This is a genomic window from Proteocatella sphenisci DSM 23131, assembly GCF_000423525.1.
Taxonomy (GTDB): Bacteria; Bacillota; Clostridia; order Peptostreptococcales; family Filifactoraceae; genus Proteocatella; species Proteocatella sphenisci.
The window spans coordinates 1-25766 of sequence record NZ_AUID01000013.1 but is presented as its reverse complement, the minus strand read 5'-3'; the positions used below and the strand labels follow the sequence as shown (position 1 = coordinate 25766).

Below are 25766 nucleotides of genomic sequence, written 5' to 3'. Positions count from 1 at the left end.
TTCCGCACGAAAAAGGTATTAAATCCGAAGAGGTGCCTATGACGGCGAGACTTAATTATGAGGAGGTGTAATATGTACGCAATAATCGAAACTGGTGGAAAGCAGTATATGGCTAAAGTAGGGGATACTCTATATGTAGAAAAACTTACTGCAAACGAAGGTGAAGAAATAACAATCAAAACTGTAGCGATATCAAAAGATGGAAATCTTGTTACTGGCGACAATGCTGGATCTGTAACTGCAAAAGTTGTTTCTCACGGAAAGGCTAAGAAGATCATAGTTTTCAAATATAAAGCTAAAAAAGACTATAGAAGAAAACAAGGACACAGACAGCCATACACAAAAATAACTATTGAAGCTATAAATGCATAAGATATGATTGACATAAGCATTTATAAAAACAGTATGCACAAGACAGAAAAGATTATAGTATCTGGACATGCAAACTATGCAAAACATGGAGAAGATATTGTCTGTGCGGCAGTATCGGTATTAGCCCAAACCATACTTATAGGACTGGTAGAAGTGCTACAACAAGACGTTGAATACGAAATATCTGATGGATATCTCGAGTTCAGCCTGGAAAATAAAAATGATAACGATTCAATAAATGCACTATTAGATACTTTTGAGCTTGGAATAGAAAATCTTATTCAAGAATACGGAAGTTATTTAAAATTAAAAAAAGAGGAGGTGCAGTAGTATGATGATAAGAATTAATCTTCAACTTTTTGCCAGTAAAAAAGGAGTTGGATCTTCAAGAAATGGTCGTGACTCTGCGTCAAAAAGACTTGGCGTTAAAAGAGCCGACGGAGAAGTTGTAACAGCGGGTTCAATATTAATGAGACAAAGAGGAACTAAAATACATCCAGGAACTAATGTTGGCAAAGGTGGCGATGACACCCTGTTTGCATTAATAGACGGAGTAGTTAAGTTTGAAAGAAAAGATAAAAAACGTAAACAAGTAAGTATATATACAGCTTAATAACAAAAAAAAGAGTGCGCATGCGCTCTTTTTTAATTTACAAATTAAAAAATTCAAAAAAAGGAGATGCTAATGGCAATCAATATAGTGTTAGTTGAGCCAGAAATTCCTCAAAATACTGGAAATATAATTAGAACATGCGCGTGTACAAATGCAGTGCTGCATTTGATAAAACCTCTTGGTTTTTCTATGGATGAAAAGCAAATGAAAAGAGCAGGGTTAGACTACATTGATCTTGTAAATATAAAGCTTTATGAGAATTTTGAAGAATTTGAAAGTAAGAATCCAAATGCAGATTACCATCTATTTTCAACTAAGTCACCAAAAAAACATTATGATGTTAACTACGAAGATGAATGTTATCTTATATTTGGTAAGGAAACAAAAGGACTTTCAGAAGAGATACTTGAAAAATATCCCGAAAAAATGATCCGAATTCCTATGGTAAATGAAGAAAGAGTAAGGTCTTTGAATTTATCAAATTCAGTGGCGATAGGTGTTTATGAAGCAATAAGACAGCTTGGTAGTGATGAAATGAGATGATGATAAAAAAATGTTGAAAAATTATGAAAAAAAGTATTGATAATTTTTTGTTTTTATATTAGAATATCAATATAGATATTATTCATAGGAAATATAAAACTTAATTATAAGGTTGAATGACGGATTAGGGAGAGTACTCACACGGGGTCACCGAAGGGACAAGTTGAAAAATGCCATTTTTCAATGAATTTCTCAGGTAAAAGGACTTAATTCTGACAACACTCTGGTACTACAGAGGGAATCTCGGCGAGATTCCCTCATTTTTTACTTATTAGGAAAACGTTATACCAGAGAATTAAATTATTAAAATTAAGGCATAGGATGGTAAAAAATGATTATATTAACAAACAACAATAATGTAAAAGAGTTTTTTGAACCAATGAGCAAATACCAAGTAGAATTTGTAGAAGGCGGATATGGTGAAGTGCTTTACAAAGTCAGAGATTATGTTCACAAAAACTACAAACTACTGACACATCCTTTGTCTGGGAGCATAAAACCAAATGAGACACCTTATAAATCAATAGCGATTGAACAAGGGACAGAATTGGATATATTTTCACTCGAACTTATTGGTAATGCTGTAGCTGTTTATGAAAAATTGCAGCATGACTTAAAAACACCTATGTGGGTGGAAAGAATTCTAGATGATTTCAGAGTTATTGATTTGGACCTAATTAAAAATGCATTAATAAAATAAAAATTTAGGAGGAAAAGAAATGTCAAAAATTTATGATCTTATAATAATCGGTGCAGGACCAGCAGGACTTTCAGCAGGACTTTATGGGGCAAGAGCAAGACTTAGTACTTTAATAATTGAAAAAGACAAAACAGGCGGACAGATTGCGACTACAGATGAAGTTGCAAACTACCCAGGATCAATAGAAAACGCAACTGGACCATCTCTTGTTGCAAGAATGGTTGAGCAATGTGAGGAATTTGGAGCAGAAAGAACAAAAGACACAGTAATTGATTTTGACTTTGAAAACAAAGTTAAAATAATTAAATGTGAAAAACAAGAGTATAGAGCTAAATCAGTTATAATAGCTACAGGAGCGACTCCAAAGAAACTTGGATGTCCAGGAGAAAAAGAACTTACAGGAAAAGGCGTTTCTTATTGCGCGACTTGTGACGGAGCATTCTTTGAAGATATGGAAGTATTCGTAGTTGGAGGAGGGGACTCAGCAGTAGAAGAGGCAATGTTCCTTACAAAATTCGCTTCAAAAGTTACTATAGTTCACAGAAGAGATGCCCTTAGAGCTGCAAAATCAATTCAGGAAAAAGCAATGGCAAATCCTAAAATAGAATTTAAATGGGATACGGTAATAGAAGAGGTTAAGGGAGACGGAATTGTTGAATCAGTAGTTTTCAAAAATGTGAAAACAGGAGAACTAGAGCAACATGACGCAGACGAAGAGTTTGGTACATTTGGAATATTTGTGTTCACAGGATATGATCCTCAGACAAAAGTTTTCCAGGGAAAACTTAACACAAGCAAGCAAGGATATATCATAGGTGATGAGCTTATGAAAACAAACTTTGAAGGAGTATTTGTGGCAGGAGACTGCAGAGAAAAACTTCTTAGACAAGTTGTTACAGCTACAGCTGATGGAGCAATTGCAGCAGTTATGGCAGAAAAATATGTCGAAGAAAATGAATTTTAGTATATCATTTTAGTATATCATTACAATTCATTTTTAAATATAATAAAGCCAACAAAAAAATTACTTTTTTTATAATTGAGGAGGAAAAAATGTTTATATTTGACAAAGATAACTTTGAAGCTGAAGTGCTACAAGCGGAAGGATATGTATTCGTAGATTTCTGGAGCGAAGGATGCGAGCCATGTAAAGCTCTTATGCCTGATGTAGAAAAACTTTCTGAGACTTACGGATCTCAAATTAAATTTGGAAAGCTTGATTCAACAAAAGCAAGAAGACTTTCAATAAAAGAAAAAGTTCTTGGACTTCCAACAATGGCAGTATACAAGGATGGCGCAAAAATCGATGAGCTTACAAAAGATGATGCAACTGTTGCAAACATCGAAGCAATGATCAAAAAATACATTTAATTAAAAACGTATTTTAAGATAAACTATAAAAAATATATCAAGGGAAACCAGGAGGTGGCTATATGCGTTTAGAAGTTGGAAATATCTTCATAAAAGACATACAATTTGCTGACACAACTAAGGTTGAAAATGGAGTGCTGTATGTTAACAAAGAAGAGCTAGTTAACTTACTTTCAGTAGATGAGCATATAAAATCAATTGATTTAGAGATAGTAAAGCCAGGTGACAGTGTAAGAATAACACCGGTAAAAGACGTAATTGAACCAAGAGTTAAGGTTGAAGGAAACGGTGGGATATTCCCAGGATTCCTAAGCAAAGTTGACGTGGTTGGACAAGGTAAAACAAATGTGCTTAAGGGTGCAGCTGTTGTAACTACAGGAAAAATTGTTGGATTCCAAGAAGGAATTATCGATATGACTGGTCCAGGAGCGGAGTATACTCCTTTCTCAAAAACATGCAACCTGGTTGTAATAGCAGAACCAGTTGATGGACTTCTTCAACATGCACACGAAGAAGCTGTAAGAATAGTAGGATTCAAAGCTGCAAAATATCTTGGAGAAGCAGGAAAAACTGTAACACCAGATGAAGTAACTGTATATGAGACAAAACCTCTTTTTGAGCAAGCGGCTCAGTATCCAGATCTTCCAAAGGTAGCTTATGTGTATATGCTTCAAACTCAAGGACTTCTTCATGACACATATGTATATGGAGTAGATGCCAAGAAAATAGTTCCTACAATAATATATCCAACAGAAATAATGGACGGAGCGATAGTATCAGGAAACTGTGTATCAGCTTGCGACAAGAACCCAACTTATGTTCATATGAACAGCCCAATAATCCATGACCTTTACAAACTTCACGGTAAAGAGTACAACTTTATGGGAGTTATAATAACAAACGAAAATGTATACCTTGCAGACAAAGAGAGATCTTCAAACTGGTCAGCTAAACTTGCAGAATTTATGGGACTAGATGCAGTTATAATATCAGAAGAAGGATTTGGTAACCCAGATACAGACCTTATGATGAACTGTAAGAAGATATCTGCAAAAGGAATCAAAACTGTAATAGTAACTGATGAGTATGCTGGTAGAGACGGAGCTTCTCAGTCACTTGCTGACTCTGATCCATCAGGAGATGCTTGTATATCAAACGGAAACGCAAACATGATTATAGTACTTCCAAAACTTGACAAGATAATAGGACACATAGATGTTGTTGATTATATAGCTGGAGGATTTGCTGGATCAATAAGAGAAGACGGATCATTAGAAGTTGAGATTCAAGCTATAACAGGAGCAACAAGTGAAGTGGGATTTGGACATCTAACTGCAAGAACATACTAATAAATAAATAACCACTAAAAATAAAAATAAAAATCACAGGAGGAACACAATGAGCTTTTTTGAAGGAAAAAAACTAATAATCATTGGCGACCGTGACGGAATTCCGGGTCCTGCCATAGAAGAATGTGTAAAAGGAAAAGATGCAGAAGTAATATACTCATCTACAGAATGCTTTGTCTGAACTGCTGCTGGGGCGATGGACTTAGAAAACCAAAAACGTGTTAAAGATGCTGCCGATGAGTTTGGCGCAGAAAACGTAATGGTATTTATAGGTGCATCAGAAGCCGAGTCTGCTGGTTTAGCAGCTGAAACAGTAACAGCCGGAGATCCAACATTTGCAGGTCCTTTAGCAGGAGTAGCACTAGGTCTTGCAGTATACCACGTGGTAGAGTCTGAATTCAAAGATGCAGTTGATGCAGATATATTTGAAGATCAGATAGGCATGATGGAAATGGTACTGAATGTTGATGAAATAGTAGAAGAAATGAGAAGCATCAGAAGCGAATTCTGTAAATTCTAATTTCGGTTGTTATACAATATAACTAAGGAGGCTATAATATGGGAAAAGTGAGAGTAGTCCATTATATCAACCAGTTCTATGCTGGAATAGGTGGAGAAGATAAAGCGGGAACTGAACCACACATTTTTGAAGGTATGCCACCAATAAGTGTACAGCTTCAAAAGAATTTAGGAGAAGAAGTTGAAATAGTTGCAACAGTAGTTTGTGGAGACTCTTATTTCAATGAAAATCTTGAAACTGCAAAAGAGCAGGTACTTGCACTTATTAAATCGGCTAACCCTGATATGCTAATAGCAGGACCGGCATTTAATGCAGGAAGATACGGAATGGCTTGTGGCGCAGTAGCTACAATGGTTCAAGAAGAACTGGGAATTAAAGTTGCAACAGCAATGTACGAAGAAAACCCAGGTGTAGACGTATTTAGAAAACAACTATATATAGTAAGAACTTCAGATTCAGCTGCAGGAATGAGAAAAGCACTTCCAGCGCTGGCAGGTTTTGCACTTAAAGTTATTAAGGGCGAAGACCTTGGGTCACCTGCAGAAGGCGGCTACATCGAAAGAGGAATACGTGTTAATATGTTTGATGCAAAAAGAGGAGCTACAAGAGCTGTAGAAATGCTTGTTGCTAAACTTAAAGGTGAAGAATTCACTACAGAGTATCCAATGCCAACATTTGACAGAGTAGCTCCAAATCAGCCTATAATTGACATGTCAAAGGCTAAAATTGCAATAGTTACTTCAGGTGGTATTGTTCCTAAGGGAAATCCTGACAGAATAGAATCATCTTCTGCTCAAAAATATGGAAAATATGATATATCAAAATTCGATGATCTTACAGAAGCTGATCATGAAACTGCTCACGGTGGACATGACCCGGTTTATGCAAATCAAGACCCAGACAGAGTTATTCCAGTTGACGTTCTAAGAGATCTTGAAAAAGAAGGCGTTATAGGAAAACTTCATGATTATTTCTACTCAACAGTAGGAAATGGAACATCAGTTGCAAGCTCTAAGAAATTCGCTGCAGCAATAGCAGAAGACCTTCTTGCAGCAAAAGTAGATGCAGTAATACTTACATCTACGTGAGGTACTTGTACTCGTTGCGGAGCAACGATGGTAAAAGAGATAGAAAGAGCGGGAATCCCGGTAGTTCACATGTGTACAGTAGTACCTATATCTCTGACAGTTGGAGCAAACAGAATAATCCCAGCTATAGCAATACCTCATCCACTTGGAAATCCTGCACTGGATGCAAAAGAAGAAAAAGCACTTAGAAGAAAACTTGTTCTTAGAGCACTTAAAGCACTACAGACAGAAGTTCACGTTCAGACAGTATTTGAAGACTAGTTACAAATTAAATTGGATTAGATGGGCTACATAAAGCCCATCTAATTTTTAATAATAAGACCATAATGGAGGATAAAAAATGTCTAAAGCCGTACTGAAAAATGCAAGTTATGTACTAGTTCATACGCCAGATATGATAGTTAATAATGGAACCACATGTCAGATGGAAATAAAATCAAACCCAGACTCAGAATTTCTCAAGGCAGTTAAGAATCATATAAGAAGCTACGATGAAGTAGTTTCATACCTGCCAAATCAGTCATATATAGGAAATCTTCATCCTCAAGAGCTTGAAAACTATTCACAGCCATGGTTCAAGCATAAAATGGAAAATGCATCAAGATACGGAAAATATGGTGAAATACAGCCACAGGCAGAGTTTATCGCCATGATGAAGATATCTGATGCTTTTGATCTTGTAAAGCTTACAAAAGAATTTACTCAAATGGTAGTTGAAAAAATCAAAGCAGATCCTATATTTACAGAGCAAGATCTTGCTTGTTTCAAGACAGGTGAAGAATTTGAAGTTGTAGAAATGCTTGTTAATAAAGAACATTCAGAGCCTATTGAGCATGAAGGCAAACTAGTTGGATGTGTAAAAAGAGCTCATGACGTGGACCTTAACCTTACATCGCATGTAATGTTTGAAAACCTTGTAGTTAAGGCATCCGGTGTTCTAGCTGCAAGGCATCTTATAAAAAATGCAGGAATTTCTCCATCAGAAATTGAATACGTAATTGAGTGTTCAGAAGAAGCCTGCGGAGATATGAACCAGAGAGGCGGAGGAAACTTTGCTAAAGCTATAGCTGAAAGTGCGGGATTTGTAAACGCTACAGGATCAGACCTTAGAGGATTCTGTGCAGCGCCAGCTCACTCTGTTATATCTGCAGCAGCGCTTGTAAAAGCTGGAGTATACAAAAATGTAGTGGTAGTAGCTGGTGGAGCTACAGCAAAACTTGGAATGAATGCAAAAGACCACATAAAAAAAGATGCACCAGTACTTGAAGATGTACTTGGTGGATTTGCTATACTTGTTTCAGAAGATGATGGAGTATCTCCATTCCTTAACACTGACCTTGTTGGAAGACATACAGTAGGAACAGGATCATCTCCACAGGCTGTAATAACTTCGCTTATTACTATGCCTCTAGACAAAGGAAATCTGAAAATAACTGACATAGATAAATACTCAGTAGAAATGCAAAACCCAGATATAACAAAACTTGCAGGAGCAGGAGATGTTCCAGAAGCAAACTATAAAATGATAGCTGCTCTTGGAGTAAAAAGAGGAGAGCTTGAAAAATCACAGCTTTTAGAATTTGGAAAGAAACACGGAATGCCAGGATTTGCACCAACACAAGGTCATATTCCGTCAGGAGTACCATTTGTAGGATTTGCAATAGATGAAATGAAAGCTGGAAATCTTGAAAAAGTCATGGTAGTAGGTAAAGGATCATTATTCCTTGGAAGAATGACAAATCTGTTTGACGGAGTTTCATTCGTTATGGAAAGCAATAAGGGAATAGAAGAAGACGTAAAAGGTATAGACGAAGGTAAAATAAAACTTCTAATCGCGGATGCAATGAGAAAACTTGCTCAAAATCTTGCTGAATAGGGGGGCATGAGATGAATAATACAATCGCAAAGGTATTTGAAGAAATTGCAAGTGCCATTGAGAGTGGAAGCTTTGCTCAGAAAAAGAAAGTTGCACTTACAACACTTGGAAGTGAACACGGAGAAGAGACTCTTATTGAGGGCGCAAAACTTGCAAAAAAACTTTATCCTAACATGGATATAGTTTTAATAGGAATGAAAAATAATACAGGATTCGAGACATATGAAACAGATTGTCAAGATGAGATGTATAAAATAATGGAAGAAAAACTTGATTCTGGAGAAATAAGTGCATGTGTAACTATGCATTATAATTTCCCAATTGGAGTATCAACCGTTGGAAGAGTTATGACTCCATCTAAAGGAAAAGAGATGATTATTGCTACTACAACTGGAACTACATCTCCACACAGAATTGAAGCAATGGTAAAAAATACTATTGGAGGCATAATTGCTGCAAAAGCTATCGGTATTGAAGAACCTAAAGTAGGGATACTAAACCTTGATGGTGCCAGAACGGTTGAAAAAGTCCTTAAAGAAATCAAAGATAAAGGTTACAATATAAACTTCACAGAATCAAAAAGAAGTGACGGTGGAGTAGTAATGAGAGGTAACGACCTGCTTCTTGGAACTCCAGATGTAATGGTCACTGATTCGCTTACAGGAAATGTACTCATGAAGATGTTCTCTTCTTTCATGAGTGGTGGAGAATATGAAGTTTCAGGTTACGGATATGGACCAGGTATAGGTGAAGGTTTCAACAGAAACATTCTTATCATATCAAGAGCTTCTGGAGCACCTGTAATAGCCAACGCATTAAAATATGCATTTGATATTTCAAATGGCGATATAAACAAGATTGCTAAAAAAGAATACGAAAAACTAAAAAATATTGGTTGGACAGACATTATTGCAAAAAATACTGCAAAAAAAGAAACTAAGTCTGAAACGGATGAAGTAGTTGCACCTGAAAAAGAAGTTGTAACTGGCCAGATATCAGGAGTTGATATAATGGAACTTGAAGACGCAGTTCATGTACTTTGGAAAAATAAAGTATATGCAGAAAGTGGAATGGGTTGTACGGGACCTATTATACTAGTTGCTGAAGCAAATATAGAAAAAGCAAAAGAAATCCTGAATAAAGAAGGTTTTGCTACAGCATAAGAAGTTAATAAAAAATAAATGTTGAGATAAATCTCAACATTTATTTTTGTTCATATTTTGACATTAAGTCTTGTAAATAAATTTTGTCTATGATAAACTAGATAGGTAATTTATGAGTTTTTGGGGAGGTGTGCAAAGAGTGAGAACAGGATTATTATTAGTTGAAATTATAGTGAGTTTAGTATTGATAGTAACGGTGTTATTACAATCAGGAAACAGAGCTGGACTGGGAGTTATAAGCGGTGGAGCTGAACAACTTACAGGAAACAAAGCTAGAGGCGCTGATGTAGTATTTAGAAAGATTACTGCAATAGCAGCAGTATTGTTTATATTAATAGCTGTTATACTTGTTGCTTTACAGTAATTAAATGTATATTTATTAAATATGTTTGTTTTTTGGTCTGCTTATGGCATGCCTTGTTAAGTTGTGCTTTTTAAGCACTTCAATAAAATTTAATTATATTCAGGGAGGTTTAAGTTAAATGGAAAATATTTTAATGCTAGTTCCTGTTTCAGGAGTATTAGCACTTTTGTTTGCACTTGTGCTTACAAACAAAATTAACAAAGTTGATGCAGGAACTGATAGAATGAAAGAAATTGCATCTTATATCCATGAGGGATCTATGGCATTCCTTACAAGAGAGTATAAAGCACTTGTAGTGTTTGTATTGGCATTATTTGTAATATTAATATTCGGAATAGGTTACCTTACAGCAATATGTTTCTTATTTGGAGCTGTTTTTTCAACACTTGCAGGATTTTTTGGAATGCAAGTTGCGACAAGAGCTAACGTAAGAACTGCAAACGCTGCAAGATTGGGCGGAATGAATCAAGCTCTTTCAGTTGCATTCTCAGGCGGAGCCGTAATGGGAATGTGTGTTGTTGGACTTGGGATAATTGGAGTAGGAGTACTTTACATAGTGCTTACTTCAATGGGAATAGATCCATCAGAAGTAGCTTCGATACTTACAGGTTTTGGACTTGGAGCTTCTTCACTTGCACTATTTGGACGTGTTGGTGGTGGTATATATACAAAAGCAGCAGACGTTGGAGCAGACCTTGTTGGTAAGGTTGAAGCTGGAATACCAGAAGATGACCCTAGAAACCCAGCAGTTATAGCAGATAACGTTGGTGATAACGTTGGTGACGTTGCTGGAATGGGAGCAGACCTTTTTGAATCATATGTAGGTTCAATAATATCAGCAATAACACTTGGAATAATAGCAACAAATCCAGCAGGAGAAACATATGGAGTAATAGGAGCAATATTCCCACTTACTATATCTGCAGTAGGTATACTTGCATCTATACTGGGAACATTCTTCGTAAAAGGAGATGATAATTCAGATCCACAAAAAGCACTTCACATGGGAACTTATGTTTCTGGAGCTATAACAATGATTGCGGCATTCCTTCTTTCAAGATATATGCTAGGAAACACAACAGGATTCTTCGCAATATTAATAGGTCTTATTGTAGGAACTTTAATAGGACATGTAACAGAGATTTATACTTCAGCAGAACACAAACATGTTCAAAAAATTGCAAAGCAAGCTGAAACTGGCCCTGCAACTACAATCATATCTGGACTTGCAGTTGGTATGCAGTCTACAGCAGTTCCAATAATCCTTATTTCAGTAGGAATACTTGGATCATACTGGGCAGCAGGATTATACGGAATAGCACTTGCAGCAGTAGGAATGCTTGCTACAGCAGGTATGACAATTGCGGTTGATGCTTACGGACCAATAGCAGATAATGCTGGTGGTATAGCAGAAATGTGTGATCTTCCTCCAGAAGTAAGACAAATAACTGATAAACTTGACTCAGTAGGAAATACTACAGCAGCGATAGGTAAAGGATTTGCAATTGGTTCAGCTGCACTTACTTCACTAGCGCTCTTTGCATCATATACAGCAGTAACAGGACTTACTTCAATATCTATAACTAAACCAGAAGTAATAGTAGGTATGCTTATAGGTGGTATGTTGCCATTCCTTTTCTCAGCAATTACTATGGAAGCGGTTGGTAAAGCTGCATTTGAAATGATTGAAGAAGTTAGAAGACAGTTCAAGACAATTCCAGGAATAATGGAAGGAACTGGAAAGCCAGACTATGCAAAATGCGTTGATATATCAACAGCAGCAGCGCTTAGAGAAATGGTAATTCCAGGTATTCTTGCAGTACTTTCACCAATAGCTACAGGACTTATCTTGGGTACTGAAGCACTTGGAGGACTACTTGGAGGTGCACTTGTAGCTGGAGTTCTTATGGCGATAATGATGTCAAATGCAGGTGGAGCATGGGATAATGCTAAAAAATACATCGAGCAGGGAGCACATGGCGGAAAAGGATCAGAGCCACATAAAGCGGCAGTTGTTGGGGACACAGTTGGAGATCCATTCAAGGATACATCTGGACCATCAATAAATATCCTTATAAAGCTTATGACTATAGTATCACTTGTATTCGCACCATTATTCGTGCAATACGGTGGAATACTTCTTTCAGTACTAAAACTTGGTTAATAAGAAAAATATTTAAGAATAGATTTTCAATCCTGACTTTGGAGAATATCTCCGGGTCGGGATTTTTTTTGCAAAAAAAGTTATTGACATATGCCAATAACGGAGTATAATGAAAAATATAGATGGCATAAGCCATAAAATAAAAAGGAGGCAATGATATGCCAAGAAAAGATGGAACAGGTCCAATGGGACAAGGCAAGATGAGTGGCAGAGGTATGGGTTTTTGTAATACATCTGATGTTCAAGAAACTGAAATGAATCCAGGAGTGGGTAGAAGAAGTGGACAGGGAATGGGTCAAGGAGCGGGTAGAGGAAGAAGATCTGGAGCATGCTCAAATGTTAACAAAAGATGCTCCAGAGGATTCGGAAGAGGAATGTAATTTAGATTAGACAGGAGAAAAATATGAAAATAGCAATGCCAGTAGACATGAGCAGCATGGATAGTAACGTATGTATATCTTTTGGAAGAACACCATATTTTCTTATATATGATACAGATAAAAAAGAAAGTGTTTTTCTGGAAAATACAGCGGCTCAAAGTCCAGGGGGAGCGGGAATAAAAGCAGCTCAGATAATTGTTGATAATAAAGTTGATGCGCTTCTTACTCCAAGATGTGGTGAAAATGCGGCAATGGTAATAAATGCGGCTAATATAAAACTTTACAAGACTACAAGTAACTCTATCAATGAAAACATAGCGTCTTTTAATGAAGGGAAACTATCTTTACTTGAAGAAATCCATCAAGGATTTCATGGACATGGAGGCAATTAGTATGGATATAGCGGTGCTAAGTGGCAAGGGGGGAACCGGTAAGACGCTTTTGTCGGTAAACCTTGCGGCTGCTGCAGAAAAATCGGTCTATATTGATTGTGACGTTGAAGAACCAAATGGATACCTTTTCTTTAAACCGGAAAATATCGAAACTGAAAAAGTTTCAGTAAAGATTCCGTATGTAAATAAAGAGCTTTGTGACGGCTGCAGAAAATGCGTAGATTTTTGCAAATTTAATGCATTGGCTTTAGTAGGGAAATATCCATTTGTATTTGAAGAAATATGCCATTCATGTGGAGGTTGTGTAATTGTATGTCCTCAAGGAGCAATGTCTGAAAAAGATAAAGTTATTGGAGAAATACAAAAAGGTAGATCTGAAAATGTTGAGGTAGTAACAGGAATGTTAAACACCGGGGAAGCTTCAGGAATCCCTATAATAAAGAAGATATTACCAGAAAAAAACAATAAAAAAGATGTACTTAATGTAATTGACTGTCCACCAGGAAGTGCCTGTATAGTAATGGAAAGCATAAAGGATGCTGATTATTGCATTTTGGTTGCTGAACCTACAATATTTGGAACTCACAATCTAAAAATGGTATATGATCTTGTGAAACTTTTTGACAAGCCGTATGGGGTTGTACTAAACAAGTGTCTTGAAGGAGAAAATCCTTCGGAAAAGTTTTGTATGGAAAATAGCATTAAGATTTTAGGTAAAATCCCATTTGACAGTGAAATTGGTGAAATCAATTCAAATGCAGAAATTCTGGTGAGAGAAGATGATAAGTATAAGAAACTTTTTGCAAATCTTCTGGAGACGGTAATAGGGGAGGTGCAAAATGAAACAATTGCTAATTCTTAGTGGAAAAGGTGGCACTGGAAAAACAACTGTTGCGGGAGCATTTATAAAGCTCCTTAATGCAAGGGCATACGCAGACTGTGATGTCGATGCGCCAAATCTGCATTTGATAATGAATGAGTCTGAAGAACCAGCAAAAAAAGATTATTTTGGGCTTCAAAAAGCAGAAATAGACTCTGATATATGTATTGGATGTGATTTGTGCAGACAAAGCTGCAGATTTGATGCCATAACAGTAAATGGAAGTCATCAGGTAGATTATTATGCATGCGAAGGATGCGGCGTCTGTGAGCTGGTATGCCCCGTAAATGCGGTGACTCTAAAATCAGCAGTTGCTGGAGAATTGATGCTTTATTCTAATCCGGACAGAGCATTTTCTACCGCACAGCTAAAAATGGGCAGTGGCACTTCAGGAATGCTTGTAACCGAAGTTAAAAAGCAGATGAGCTCTGCAGCGCTCAATGCTGACATAGGAATTATTGACGGATCTCCGGGAATAGGATGCCCCGTCATAGCTTCAATCAGCGGAGTAGATATGGTTCTTATTGTTTCAGAACCATCGATATCGGGAATAAGTGACATGAAAAGAGTTATAAAGACTGCAGAGTCTTTTCAGACAAAAATAGCAGTATGTATAAATAAATATGATACAAATCTGGAAAATTCAAAGAAAATTGAAGAATTCTGTAGCGAAAAAAATATAGCCTTCACGGGTAAAATACCTTTTGACCCTGATGCAGTCAAAGCAATTAACAGAGGCTTAACAGTTATTGATTTGGATTGCCCATCAGGACGAGGCGTAAGACAAGTTTATAAAAACACTTTAGGAATATTTAATTAAATGGAGGATAAGATGATTAAAATAGCGGTAGCAAGTGAGAATGAAACAGTAACGGAGCATTTTGGACATTGTATAAATTTCAATATATTTGAAACTGAAAATTATGAAATATTAAAACAAGAATCTATACCGAATCCGGGACATAAACCGGGATTTCTACCTAATTTCCTTAATGAAATGGGAGTAAACGTAGTCATATCAGGTGGAATGGGCGGAGGAGCAATAGAGATTTTTAATGAAAAGGGTATTGAGGTAATAGTGGGAGCAAGAGGTCAGGCTGATGAAGCTGTAACTTCTTATCTTAAGGGAAATCTTAAATCTACTGGTTCAGTTTGTCATGATCACAATCATAGTGATGAGTGCGGAAATTAATTCAAAACAGGGGGGCATTAATGCTCCTCTTTTTTATTTAATACATAATTATAAAAGGAGGAGATGAAAAATGGATATGAAATATGTATATGGTCCTGTTCCATCGAGAAGACTTGGAATTTCACTTGGAATCAGCCCTATTCCAAAGAAGACATGCAATTATTCTTGTATTTACTGCCAGCTGGGAAGAACTGATAAAATGACAAACACTCGTCAAATGTTTTTTCCTGTAAAAGATATAATTAAAGAGTTTGATGATTTTTTAAAAAAAGATGTTTCTTTTGATGTGGTAACTATTGTAGGTGAAGGAGAACCCTCGCTGTATCTTGGGCTCGGAAGTTTGATATCTGAAATTAAGGAAAGAACATCTAAACCTGTGGCAGTAATAACCAATGGGGCCCTTTTATATGATGCTGATTTAAGAGATGAATTAAATAAGGCCGATATTGTACTTCCGACTCTGGATGCATATGATGAGGATACGTTTTCAAGAATAAACAGAGCTCATAAAAATATCAGTTTTAAAAATGTAAGCCAAGGTCTGAAAGCTTTTTCAAAGGAGTATAAAGGCCAGTTGTGGATTGAAATAATGCTTGTCAAAGGCATAAATGACGACGATGAATCACTTAAGAAATACAAAAGCATCTTGAGTGAGCTCAAATATGACAGACTGTATATAAATACTCCAGTAAGACCTCCGGCGGAATCAGACGTTGAGGCTATTGATAATGAACGTATGAAAACTGCTGTAGAAATCCTAAATGGAATCTCTATTGATTTACTGGAATCTGAAGGCTTCTACAGTGAAATATCAGACGATCTTGAAGCGATAGTCAGTATAATAAAGCGTCATCCTATGAATCAGTTCGAGGTAGAAGGATTTTTGGAGTCCAGAAATTGTCCAAGAATAAAAGAAATAGTTGAAAACCTTAGAAATGACGAAAGAATGAATGTTATAAACTACAAGGGATATGATACATTCAGATTGAAATAGGAGTGTAAATATGAATGAAAACGAAATGGTTTTTTACCCACAAGATGAAATGAATACGGTTTTGCTTCCCGTAACCATAGGATGTTCGTATAACAGATGCTCATTTTGCTCCATGTATAAGGATAATGAATACGCACATATACCACTGACTGACATAGAAAACCATCTTATAAATGGAAATATATACACTGAAAGAATATTTCTGACAGGTGCAGACCCTATGTCTATTGGTTTTGAAAAGATGAAAATCATTCTTGAAATGATTAGAAAACACATCCCATATTGTGGGTGTGTTGCTTCATATGCTTCGTTAAAAAACATCTCAATGTATTCACCCAAAGAGCTTTCGGAGCTCCATGACCTGGGCCTTAGAATGCTATATATAGGGTTTGAAACAGGTCGAGATGACATATTAAAACTTATGAACAAAGGTCATACCGCAGAAGAAGCTGTCAAACAGGCAAAAAAACTCAATGAAGCGAAACTGCAGTTTAATTCGATTCTTATGTATGGCATAGCGGGAGAAGGGCAGTGCATTGAAAATGCAAGAGTAAGCGCAGAAATGCTGAACCAGTTTATTACAACAAGAATCATAATGATGAATCTCACCGTATTTCATGGGACAGAGCTGACGCAAATGATATCAAGAGGCGACTTTAAAGCAGCAGGACGAACCGAAAGACTATTGGAGATGAAGACTCTAATTGAAAACATTGTGCCTCTTAAGCCGACAATATTTGATACGACCCATCCAACCAACATAATAAAGATAAAAGGCACACTTCCTCAGGATAAGGAAAAGCTTATTTCTATGATAAAGATATGATTTAAGCAGAGATTAATTAATATCGTCATTCACATTAAGTGTCTGGCGATATTTTTTACATAAATTTCCACAAATAAGTCCTTTAATCTGATATACTTAATATATGATTCACAAAAAAGACTGGAGATATATTATGAAAAATAGATTGATACTTCTTGATGGAAATTCCCTTTTTAACAGGGCTTATTTTGCGATTCCACCACTTATGAATAAGGATGGATTTTATACAAATGCAATATATGGATTTGCGATGATGCTCAATAACATACTTGAAAACTACAAGCCAACACATATGGCAATAGCATTTGACCTCAAGGCTCCGACTTTCAGACATAAGTCTTATGACCAATACAAGGCTACCAGAAAAGGCATGTCAGATGAGCTTAGGATGCAAGTCGAGCCACTTAAAAAAATGGTGGATGCCTATGGGATAACAAGGGTTGAATTTGAAGGTTATGAGGCAGATGACATAATCGGAACGCTTTCAAGTTTTGCTGAAAAAGATGGATTTGAAGTAATGATAGTTACTGGTGATAAAGATGCCCTTCAGCTTGCATCACCAACTACGGCTGTGTATATAACCAAAAAAGGAATAACTGAGCTTGAAAAATACACAGACGCAGAGGTACTTGAAAAATATGAGCTCACTCCTAAAGAATTTATAGACCTCAAAGCTCTAATGGGAGACAAATCAGACAATATAAAAGGCGTTGCAGGAATTGGAGAAAAAACAGGAATAAAACTTATAAAAGAATATAAGTCTGTAGAGGGCATATACGAACATATAGAAGAAATCAAGGGAAATGTCAAAACAAAGCTTGAAAATGACAGAGAATCAGCATTTTTGAGCAAAAAACTGGCTACCATAGTCAGGGACATGCCTATTGAAGCAGACATGGATGAACTTCTTGTAAAATCACTCAATTACGAAGAGCTTTCAGACATGTTCAGGGAGTTTGAGTTTACCATACTTCTCAATAAACTCAAAAAAGTCCAGCTCAGCAATTCTTCTGAGACACTTGATAGTGGTAAGGTAGAGATTATACATGATATAAAAAGAGCAGAAATCTTTCATGAATATGACAATGGCCTGCTTGACTCAATTGAAAATGCAGATATAATAATAAATGTTCAGGCTGAAAAAAGTGAAGAAAGCAACTGCTATGACATAGACAAGCTATATATAAAGAATTTAAATAGCATTTATGTAATAAAATCAGAAAATATAATAGATGCCAAAGCGCTTCTTGAGAATCCTTCAAATAGAATCATAGGGCATGGACTCAAAAACATATACAAATCACTTAAAAAATGCGGCATAAGGGTCGCTAATCTATATTTTGATATAGAGATAGGGGAGTATCTGATTGATTCTAATAACACTAATTTCACCCTTGAATACCTGAATAACAAATATGGGCTGGAAAATTTTGAGAGCCTTGAAGATATCCTCGGAAAAGGCAAAAAAGAGCTGAAAATGTTGTTTGCAGATCCCAAAAGGCTTGCAGATTACTATATAAATTCAATGTACTCAATAGAGAGTTGCTACAAGATTATGAGCCCTGAAATTGAAAAACAGGAACTCACATTTGTATTTAATGAAATAGAGATGAAACTGGTAAGGGTATTATCAGACATGGAAGAAGAGGGGTTTCTAGTTGACACAGCTCTTCTCAAAAAGCTTTCTTTGCAGTATGAGCATGAGATTGCAGAGCTTGAAAATAACATTTATTCTCTTGCAGGAGAAGCATTTAATATCAATTCTCCAAAACAGCTTGGGGTGATACTCTTTGACAAACTGGCCCTTCCTGTAATAAAAAAGACAAAGACAGGTTATTCTACAAATATAGAGGTGCTTGAAGCCCTTCAGGGAAAACATGAAATAATAGACCATATTATGGAGTACAGACAGATAACCAAGCTCAAATCAACATATATAGATGGACTACTTAATATAACAAACGAAAAGACCGGCAGAATCCACACCACATTTAATCAGACAATAGCTTCAACGGGCAGACTTTCTTCTTCAGACCCAAATCTTCAGAATATACCAGTAAGAACAGAACGAGGAAGAGCCCTAAGAGAAGTTTTTATATCAAAAAAAGACTATCTTCTGGTAGATTCGGATTATTCACAGATAGAACTGAGGATACTTGCCCATCTTGCAAAAGATGAGATTATGCTCGATTCATTCAGAAAATATGAAGATATCCATACAAGAACAGCATCAGAGGTATTTAATGTAGCTTTAGATGAGGTAACCCCAGAGCTTAGAAGTGCTGCAAAAGCAGTTAACTTTGGAATAGTTTACGGAATAAGTGATTTTGGGCTTTCAAACAATCTTGGAATAAGCAAAAGTGAGGCAAAAAAATACATTGAGACGTATCTGGACAAGTATACAAACATAAAGTCCTTTCTAAGTGATGTAGTTACAGAAGTAGAGCATACAGGGTATTCAACTACGATTTTTGGAAGAAAGAGATATATACCAGAGCTTAAAGCCAAAAATATGATGGTAAGAAATTTTGGAAAAAGACTGGCAATGAACACTCCTATTCAAGGAGGGGCCGCAGATATAATAAAGCTGGCCATGATTAAGGTATATGAATATCTGCAAGAATCAGGAGTAGATGCAAAGCTTATTCTTCAAGTACATGACGAACTAATACTTGAAGTGAGAGAAGATGTAGCTATCGAACTTGAGGACAAGATAAAAGAGATAATGGAAAACGTGGTGCAGCTTCTTGTAGAGCTTAAGGTAGACATAAAAACTGGTAAAAACTGGCTGGAGACCAAATAAAGAGCAGAATGAAAAAAATCGGAATAACAGGAAATATAGGAAGCGGAAAATCGCAGGTGACAAGCTACCTTTTATCCAGGGGATATAAGGTTTTGGATGCAGATGCACTGGTTGCACAAATTTACAACAATCCTGAATTCATATCCAAAATGATAAAAGTTTTTGGAGAATCTATCATATCTATAGACGATTCACAATCACTTGACAAGAAAATCATATCATCCATAGTATTTAATAATCATGAAAAATTAAAATTGCTAAACGAGACTATAGGCCCATATATAAAAAATAAAATGGATGAAACTATGGAAAAATACCAAAAGACAGAAGATATCGTTTTTCTTGACATACCACTTCTTTATGAAAAAAAAATGCAGCATGATCTTGACGCTGTTATCCTGGTATACTGTGAGGATAATGAAAGATACAAGCGCGCAGCAATTAGAGATAAGAAAACACAAGAAGAAATAAAAAGGGTAGACTCATTTCAGATGAATCAGTCTGAAAAGCTTGAAATGGCAGATTATATAGCTGACAACAGCACAGAAATATCTAATCTTAACAGGCAGATAGAGGAAATTTTAAATAAAATAAAAATTGATAAAAGGTAGACAAATGGAAGAAAAAAAGATAGTAAGAAGAGATAAAAAAGATATAACAGACAATAAAATTAAACAAAAAAAGATACTTTTTGGAGTTGGACTAGCAATTTTCGCTGTGCTATATGTTTTTTTGCTTACTTTAGATATGGACAAAAAAAGTGATATAGAAACTGAAGAAATCAAAAATTCACCGGTTCAAGAAGAAGTTAAATCAGAAAATGTTGCTGGCTCCAAACCTGTTGACGGAGGAACCATAAATTTGTCGGTTTCAAGATTTAGTACAGTTAATCCTATTGAAAACAAAGAGAAATCGCTGGACAGTATCTTAAGACTTGTATATGACTCGCTTTTTGAATATGATCCTAATTACAACCTGCAAAATGAACTGGCATCAGATTATTCCTTCAACGAAAATGCTTCGGAGCTTACTATAAATATTAACTCTAATGCCAAGTGGCATGATGGAAGTAAAGTGACAGGCTTTGATGTAGAGTATACGGTAAATTTGATAAAGAAGAATCCTCAAAGCTCATATAGCTCACTTGTATCAAATATAGAATCTATGACTGCCAGAAGCGGCAGCATCATCTTGAAACTCAAAAATTCAAATTCACTTGAGATATATAATATGATTTTTCCCCTCATAAGTTCAAAATCAGAAAATAACAAAAGCGCAGTATTTAATGATGGCAGCTTTGGAGTAATCGGAAACGGAATGTACAAAGTAATAGAGTACAAGCAGGGAAAGCAATTCACACTACAAAGGAATCCACTATATTATGGAGCAAAGCCCCATATAGAAAATATTGAAGTAAGTATTTTCGATTCAAAGGATATAAGGCAAAATATGTTTATAGCTTCAAACATCGATATGATAGACAGTGATTATTACCAGCTCAGCAAATATCAGTATGATATATTTAAAGTACAGAAGTTTGAAAACAGAAAATTTGAGATGATTATCTTCAATTCAGCAAATGCTCCATTTGATCAAAGAGCCAACAGAATAGAAATAGCCAAGATAATTGATCTTGAAAAAACAGTACAAGATGCTTATCGTGGAACATTAAATATTAATTTAATGCCTGTAAATACAAAATCTGATCTTAATCTTGCCACAGAAAACATATACAGCTTAAAAACAGATGAACTTAAATATGAATCAAAGCTTAAGCTACAAGATAAGATAGTTATTCTTACTGATAAAGACGATCCTATGAAACACAGGCTTGCATATATCATAAAGAATACGATAGAGACCTCGGGAATAAGTCCAGATGTTCAAGTCAGGGCTGTTGCAAAAACCGAGCTTGGAGAAATAGTTGCTGCAAAGAATTTTAATATACTGGTAGCTGAGTATAATGTACCTGTGGACAAAAATGTTACAAGGATAATCAATACCTACAGCTCAGTATTTGCAGGATACAATCCAAAAGAAATAAATACTATGATGATGCAAGTAAAGGCAACACCTTCAAAAGAAGCTCAAAAAACAAAATATAAAAAAATTCAAGAAGACATAATAAAAAATATTCCATATATTGGAGTTGGATACAAAAATGACTATATGATAATAAACAAAAGGTTATCGGGTGAGCTTGAACCTACAGAGTTTGAAATATATAATGGAATAGAAAATATTTATATTCCCAGTTGACAAAATAAAAAAATAACTGTACAATAATCAAGTCGGGCGAGCGTGCTGGAACCGGCAGACAGGCATGCTTGAGGGGCATGTGTATGAATTTACGTGTGGGTTCGAGTCCCATCGCTCGCACCAGAAAAAGTCATGTATGGGTATTTGAACTCATACATGACTTTTAATTTTATCTGTGATAAAATTAATCAAATATAAAATTGAAATGTACGGAGGAAAATTGAAAATGTCTGACGAATTTAAATATAAAACAATAGCAGATTATTCATACGATTGGGAAACCTGGGAAGATAAAAACGGAAAATTCCAGTATATATCTCCGTCATGTAAAAGGATATCAGGCTATGATGCGAAAGAGTTTCTAGATGACCCTGGCTTATTTGAATCTATAATATTACAAGAAGATTTTAAAATATGGGAAAGTCATCGTCTTGAAATACATAATCGAGGAAAAATGTTTAAAAAACAGTTTAGAATACTTCATAAAGACGGTTATATTATATGGATAGAGCATGTATGCAGAGCGGTAATAGATGAAAATGGATTTTATCTGGGATACAGAGCAAACAACAGGGACATCACGCCATACAAGAACTCGATAGACACTATAATTAAAAATGAGCTGCAGTTTGAAAGGATAATAGATAGCCTACCTTTTTCTCTTTCCATTATAACTCTTGATGGCACAGTACTTTATGTAAATCCAAAAGGGATGGAATATTTTGAAACACAAGCAGATGTAATAGGTCAAAGAGCGGCTATGATGCACTGGGTAAACCCTGATAGAAGACTAATATGGCTTGAGAAGATAAAGAATGAAGGAATAGTAACGGATTTTGAGATGAATATCAGGACTACTTCGGGTAAAGAGCTTTGGGCTATGGGAAGTGGCATAATCATAGAGTATCAGGGGAAACAATGTGTACTTTCGAGTCAGCATGATATAACAGAACGAAAAGAAATGGAAGAGGCACTCCGAAAGAGCGAAGAACAATACAAGCTACTTTTTGAAAACGCTGCTGAATCAGTAGTAATAATACAAGATGGGAAGGTAGTTCTAAGTAATGAAATGGCGACTGTCCTAACAGGTTATTCATCAGAAGAGCTTAGAAGAATACATTTTGTAAACTATATATATCCTGACGATGCTGAGATTGTAGTCGCAAATCATATGAAAAGATTAAAGGATGAATCCGTAGACCGAATCTACAGTTACAGGATTTTAAAAAAAGGTGGATATGTACGCTGGGTAGAAATGAATTCTCTTAAAATTAATTGGGAGGGAAGACCGGCCACATTTAATTTATTAAGTGACATAACGGAAAGAAAACATGCAGAAGACGCCTTAAGAGAGAGTGAAGAAAAATACCGTCTTCTTTTTGAAAATGCAGTAGAAGCTATTCTTGTAATTCAAAATGAGCAGATAAAAATATGCAATCCTATGACATCATCACTTACAGGATATAGTCAGGAAGAACTGGTTAAAATGAAATTTACGGATTTTGTTTATGAAGAGGATAAGGAAAATACACTAATCTTTCATAAAAAAAGACTTAAGGGTATGACTGATGGCACCAAACAGCAGTTTAGAATAATGAATAAGGGCAAGGAAATAAGATGGATTGAATCAGATGGAATAAAGATAGACTGGAATGGCGAGGAGGCAAGCCTTCACTTTGCTATAGATATAACGGAGCGTAAATCTACAGAGGAAAAAATCCTATATCTCAGCTATTTTGATCAGCTTACCGGACTATATAACAGAAGATTTTACGAAGAAGAACTCAAAAGGATAGATACAAAAAGAAATCTGCCGCTAACACTTGTAATGGCAGATGTAAACGGCTTGAAACTTACAAACGATGCCTTTGGACATATATCTGGAGATATGTTACTCAAAGCCGTTGCCGATACTATGAAAAAAGAGCTCAGAGCAGATGACATTCTTGCAAGAATAGGCGGAGATGAATTTGTTCTACTTCTTCCGAAGACAGATAATATAGCGGCTCGATTAATTGTAAACAGGTTGAAGGAAAATATATCTAAAATAGTCATAGACAAAATATCTGCATCCGTATCATTCGGGTTCGAGACGAAAGAATCAGAATATGAGGATATGGAAAAAGTATTCTCTCAAGCAGAAGATCATATGTATAGAAGAAAGCTGTTGGAAAGTGGAAGTATGAAAAGTGAAATGATAACTCTTATAACCAGAGGTCTTTATGAAAGAGATAAAAATGAGCAGTCCCACAGCGAAAGAGTGGCAGAACTTTGCAAGAAAATTGCAGAAGCTATGAATTTTGAGGGACATCAGATCGGAGAAATATCACTGCTAGGAATGCTCCATGATATAGGTAAAATAGGATTAGACCAAAACATAGTGAACGGCATTATTAAGCTTAATGAAAGAGAATGGAAGGATATAAAAAAACATCCTGAAACAGGATATCATATATTAAAATCAGTTAGCGAATTTTCTCACATAGCAGATTATGTGCTTTGTCATCACGAGAGGCCTGACGGAAAGGGATACCCCAGAGGTCTTAAAGGTAATAATATTCCAATTCAATCTAGGATACTGAGTATAGCTGAGGCGTATGATTCTATGATAAACAAGCATTATAAAGAGCCTATAACCGTACTAGATGCAGTAAATGAATTGATATTAAACATGGGAACACAATTTGATGAAAAAATAGTTAAAATCTTCATAGAAAAGGTATTAAATCATAAGAATCATTAAAAAACCGAGATAATCATAACTTATGAATTGAGTATATAAATGATGATTATTCAGCTTTTACTTGATTATTGCGCATAGCTTTCGGCCTGTGAGCTAGCGAGTTTCAATTTGATGAAAGGTATAAGTTAATTATGGCTAATAAAAAAGTTAAAAAAATCAAATTGTCTTTAGACATGGAAATATGCAGCGATTTGGTAAATTATATACAAGAATGTCAGCAACAAGAAATTGATGTAGAAAATGTATGTGTAAAAGCTTTTAACGCAGAAGATGTAAATTTTAGCGGGACTTCCTTCGAAAATGTGTGTTTTGATCATTGTGACTTCTCCAATGTAAACCTGAGCAGGTGTTCATTTTACAAGGTTGTATTTACTGCGTGTACTTTTCCTGATTGCGTTTTTACAAATAGCTGGTTTAGGCAATGTCTTTTTGAAAATTCACAATTTAAGGGCTGCTCATTTAATGAATCACAATTTAAGGATGTTACTATTTGTGACAGCAATATGAGTTATGCTAATTTTACATCAGACAAATTTGAGGCGTGTGAGATTATAAAATCAGATATGTCAAATTCTTTTTTTGCTCAATGTACGTTAAAAAACTTTTTTGTTAATGACACACTCTTTATACGCACAGAATTTTTTCAAACAGCACTTAAGGGCATAGATTTTAGTGACTGTATCCTCGAAGGAATTTCCGTCTCAGCAGGTGCAACAGAGTTAAAAGGTGTCATTGTAAACATTTATCAGGCTGCGGAGCTATCGAAACTAATGGGTATAGTGATTAAAGACAGCTAGGAATTATTTAGATATGATTTAATACATGTACCGAGAATTCCCCCTCCTCTAAACTACCTTTCTCGTCTTAACGAGAGTGAAGGCGGTGGGATGAATCGGTTTATGAATGTTTAGAACACTTCTGCAGGGGTATAATATAATCAGTCGTAATAGGAAAGGATACTTATAATATGGATAGATTAGACAATAATGCACATTCAGTATTTTCCTTATACTATCATCTGGTTATGGTTACTAAATACCGGAGAAAAGTGTTTGATTCGAAAATTTCAGACAGAGCTAAGAACATATTTGAATACATTTGTCCAAAGTATAATATTACACTGCTGGAATGGAACCACGACATGGATCATGTCCACATATTGTTCAAATCACAT

General features: G+C 35.7%; 27 protein-coding genes, 1 tRNA gene and 1 riboswitch. All 28 genes read left to right on the top strand.

The window, feature by feature from the left end; genetic code table 11:
* The first annotated feature begins 72 nt into the window (after nucleotides 1–72).
* Complete coding sequence (rplU, locus tag G558_RS0106250) at nucleotides 73–372, top strand: 50S ribosomal protein L21 (RefSeq protein ID WP_028829411.1); 300 nt, start codon at nucleotides 73–75, stop codon at nucleotides 370–372.
* A gap of 3 nt (nucleotides 373–375) precedes the next feature.
* Nucleotides 376–702, top strand: coding sequence for a ribosomal-processing cysteine protease Prp (locus G558_RS0106245; RefSeq protein WP_028829410.1), 327 nt, complete (start codon nucleotides 376–378; stop codon nucleotides 700–702).
* Nucleotides 703–706: 4 nt separating this feature from the next.
* Nucleotides 707–985, top strand: a complete 279-nt coding sequence (rpmA, locus tag G558_RS0106240) for a 50S ribosomal protein L27 (RefSeq protein WP_028829409.1) — start codon at nucleotides 707–709, stop codon at nucleotides 983–985.
* Nucleotides 986–1057: 72 nt separating this feature from the next.
* Entirely contained in the window at nucleotides 1058–1528 is a 471-nt protein-coding gene (locus G558_RS0106235; protein ID WP_028829408.1) for a tRNA (cytidine(34)-2'-O)-methyltransferase, read from the top strand.
* Nucleotides 1529–1644: 116 nt separating this feature from the next.
* Nucleotides 1645–1746: riboswitch (glycine riboswitch) on the top strand.
* A 113-nt stretch (nucleotides 1747–1859) separates the two neighbouring features.
* Nucleotides 1860–2228 carry a GrdX family protein gene (locus tag G558_RS0106230; protein WP_028829407.1) on the top strand — a complete coding sequence of 123 codons (369 nt, stop codon included), beginning with the start codon at nucleotides 1860–1862 and terminating at the stop codon, nucleotides 2226–2228.
* Nucleotides 2229–2247: 19 nt separating this feature from the next.
* Nucleotides 2248–3192, top strand: a complete 945-nt coding sequence (gene trxB / locus G558_RS0106225) for a thioredoxin-disulfide reductase (RefSeq protein WP_028829406.1) — start codon at nucleotides 2248–2250, stop codon at nucleotides 3190–3192.
* A gap of 89 nt (nucleotides 3193–3281) precedes the next feature.
* On the top strand, nucleotides 3282–3599 hold the full coding sequence (trxA, locus tag G558_RS0106220; RefSeq protein ID WP_028829405.1) for a thioredoxin TrxA: 318 nt from the start codon (nucleotides 3282–3284) through the stop codon (nucleotides 3597–3599).
* 62 nt (nucleotides 3600–3661) lie between these two features.
* Nucleotides 3662–4948, top strand: coding sequence for a glycine/sarcosine/betaine reductase component B subunit (locus G558_RS0106215; protein WP_028829404.1), 1287 nt, complete (start codon nucleotides 3662–3664; stop codon nucleotides 4946–4948).
* Nucleotides 4949–4997: 49 nt separating this feature from the next.
* On the top strand, nucleotides 4998–5468 hold the full coding sequence (gene grdA / locus G558_RS0106205; protein ID WP_084502834.1) for a glycine/sarcosine/betaine reductase complex selenoprotein A: 471 nt from the start codon (nucleotides 4998–5000) through the stop codon (nucleotides 5466–5468).
* Between the two features lie 38 nt (nucleotides 5469–5506).
* A complete protein-coding gene (grdB, locus tag G558_RS0106200) occupies nucleotides 5507–6817 on the top strand; it encodes a glycine reductase complex selenoprotein B (protein ID WP_084502833.1) in 1311 nt (436 codons plus the stop codon).
* Between the two features lie 79 nt (nucleotides 6818–6896).
* Nucleotides 6897–8432: a glycine/sarcosine/betaine reductase complex component C subunit beta gene (grdC, locus tag G558_RS0106190; protein ID WP_028829400.1), complete on the top strand. Its 1536-nt coding sequence runs from the start codon at nucleotides 6897–6899 to the stop codon at nucleotides 8430–8432.
* An 11-nt stretch (nucleotides 8433–8443) separates the two neighbouring features.
* On the top strand, nucleotides 8444–9595 hold the full coding sequence (grdD, locus tag G558_RS0106185; RefSeq protein WP_036931712.1) for a glycine/sarcosine/betaine reductase complex component C subunit alpha: 1152 nt from the start codon (nucleotides 8444–8446) through the stop codon (nucleotides 9593–9595).
* Nucleotides 9596–9734: 139 nt separating this feature from the next.
* Nucleotides 9735–9959: a preprotein translocase subunit SecG gene (gene secG / locus G558_RS0106180; RefSeq protein ID WP_028829398.1), complete on the top strand. Its 225-nt coding sequence runs from the start codon at nucleotides 9735–9737 to the stop codon at nucleotides 9957–9959.
* A gap of 118 nt (nucleotides 9960–10077) precedes the next feature.
* The gene (locus tag G558_RS0106175; RefSeq protein WP_028829397.1) at nucleotides 10078–12123 is read left to right on the top strand and encodes a sodium-translocating pyrophosphatase; all 2046 of its coding nucleotides are present in this window, start codon (nucleotides 10078–10080) and stop codon (nucleotides 12121–12123) included.
* A 158-nt stretch (nucleotides 12124–12281) separates the two neighbouring features.
* Nucleotides 12282–12503 carry a DUF5320 domain-containing protein gene (locus G558_RS12565; RefSeq protein WP_036931710.1) on the top strand — a complete coding sequence of 74 codons (222 nt, stop codon included), beginning with the start codon at nucleotides 12282–12284 and terminating at the stop codon, nucleotides 12501–12503.
* Between the two features lie 23 nt (nucleotides 12504–12526).
* Nucleotides 12527–12895, top strand: a complete 369-nt coding sequence (locus G558_RS0106165) for a NifB/NifX family molybdenum-iron cluster-binding protein (RefSeq protein ID WP_028829396.1) — start codon at nucleotides 12527–12529, stop codon at nucleotides 12893–12895.
* 1 nt (nucleotide 12896) lies between these two features.
* Nucleotides 12897–13757, top strand: a complete 861-nt coding sequence (locus tag G558_RS0106160) for a nucleotide-binding protein (protein WP_028829395.1) — start codon at nucleotides 12897–12899, stop codon at nucleotides 13755–13757.
* Nucleotides 13735–14595, top strand: coding sequence for an ATP-binding protein (locus G558_RS0106155; RefSeq protein ID WP_028829394.1), 861 nt, complete (start codon nucleotides 13735–13737; stop codon nucleotides 14593–14595). The genes G558_RS0106160 and G558_RS0106155 overlap by 23 nt, the downstream gene beginning before the upstream one ends.
* A gap of 12 nt (nucleotides 14596–14607) precedes the next feature.
* Nucleotides 14608–14967, top strand: a complete 360-nt coding sequence (locus G558_RS0106150; RefSeq protein WP_028829393.1) for a NifB/NifX family molybdenum-iron cluster-binding protein — start codon at nucleotides 14608–14610, stop codon at nucleotides 14965–14967.
* A 70-nt stretch (nucleotides 14968–15037) separates the two neighbouring features.
* Nucleotides 15038–15961, top strand: coding sequence for a radical SAM protein (locus G558_RS0106145; RefSeq protein WP_028829392.1), 924 nt, complete (start codon nucleotides 15038–15040; stop codon nucleotides 15959–15961).
* Nucleotides 15962–15971: 10 nt separating this feature from the next.
* Complete coding sequence (locus G558_RS0106140; protein WP_028829391.1) at nucleotides 15972–16787, top strand: radical SAM protein; 816 nt, start codon at nucleotides 15972–15974, stop codon at nucleotides 16785–16787.
* A 133-nt stretch (nucleotides 16788–16920) separates the two neighbouring features.
* Nucleotides 16921–19590, top strand: coding sequence for a DNA polymerase I (gene polA, locus G558_RS0106135; RefSeq protein ID WP_028829390.1), 2670 nt, complete (start codon nucleotides 16921–16923; stop codon nucleotides 19588–19590).
* 8 nt (nucleotides 19591–19598) lie between these two features.
* Nucleotides 19599–20201 (top strand): dephospho-CoA kinase, encoded by a 603-nt coding sequence (coaE, locus tag G558_RS0106130; RefSeq protein WP_028829389.1) that lies wholly within the window; start codon nucleotides 19599–19601, stop codon nucleotides 20199–20201.
* Nucleotides 20202–20205: 4 nt separating this feature from the next.
* Nucleotides 20206–21849 (top strand): ABC transporter substrate-binding protein, encoded by a 1644-nt coding sequence (locus tag G558_RS0106125; protein WP_028829388.1) that lies wholly within the window; start codon nucleotides 20206–20208, stop codon nucleotides 21847–21849.
* Nucleotides 21850–21885: 36 nt separating this feature from the next.
* Nucleotides 21886–21972: transfer RNA gene (locus G558_RS0106120), tRNA-Leu, on the top strand.
* 103 nt (nucleotides 21973–22075) lie between these two features.
* Complete coding sequence (locus G558_RS12560; RefSeq protein WP_051188518.1) at nucleotides 22076–24592, top strand: PAS domain S-box protein; 2517 nt, start codon at nucleotides 22076–22078, stop codon at nucleotides 24590–24592.
* A 131-nt stretch (nucleotides 24593–24723) separates the two neighbouring features.
* Nucleotides 24724–25389, top strand: coding sequence for a pentapeptide repeat-containing protein (locus tag G558_RS0106110; protein ID WP_028829387.1), 666 nt, complete (start codon nucleotides 24724–24726; stop codon nucleotides 25387–25389).
* 170 nt (nucleotides 25390–25559) lie between these two features.
* Nucleotides 25560–25766: IS200/IS605 family transposase (tnpA, locus tag G558_RS12555; RefSeq protein WP_036931708.1), on the top strand; the 207-nt coding region annotated here is incomplete at its 3' end.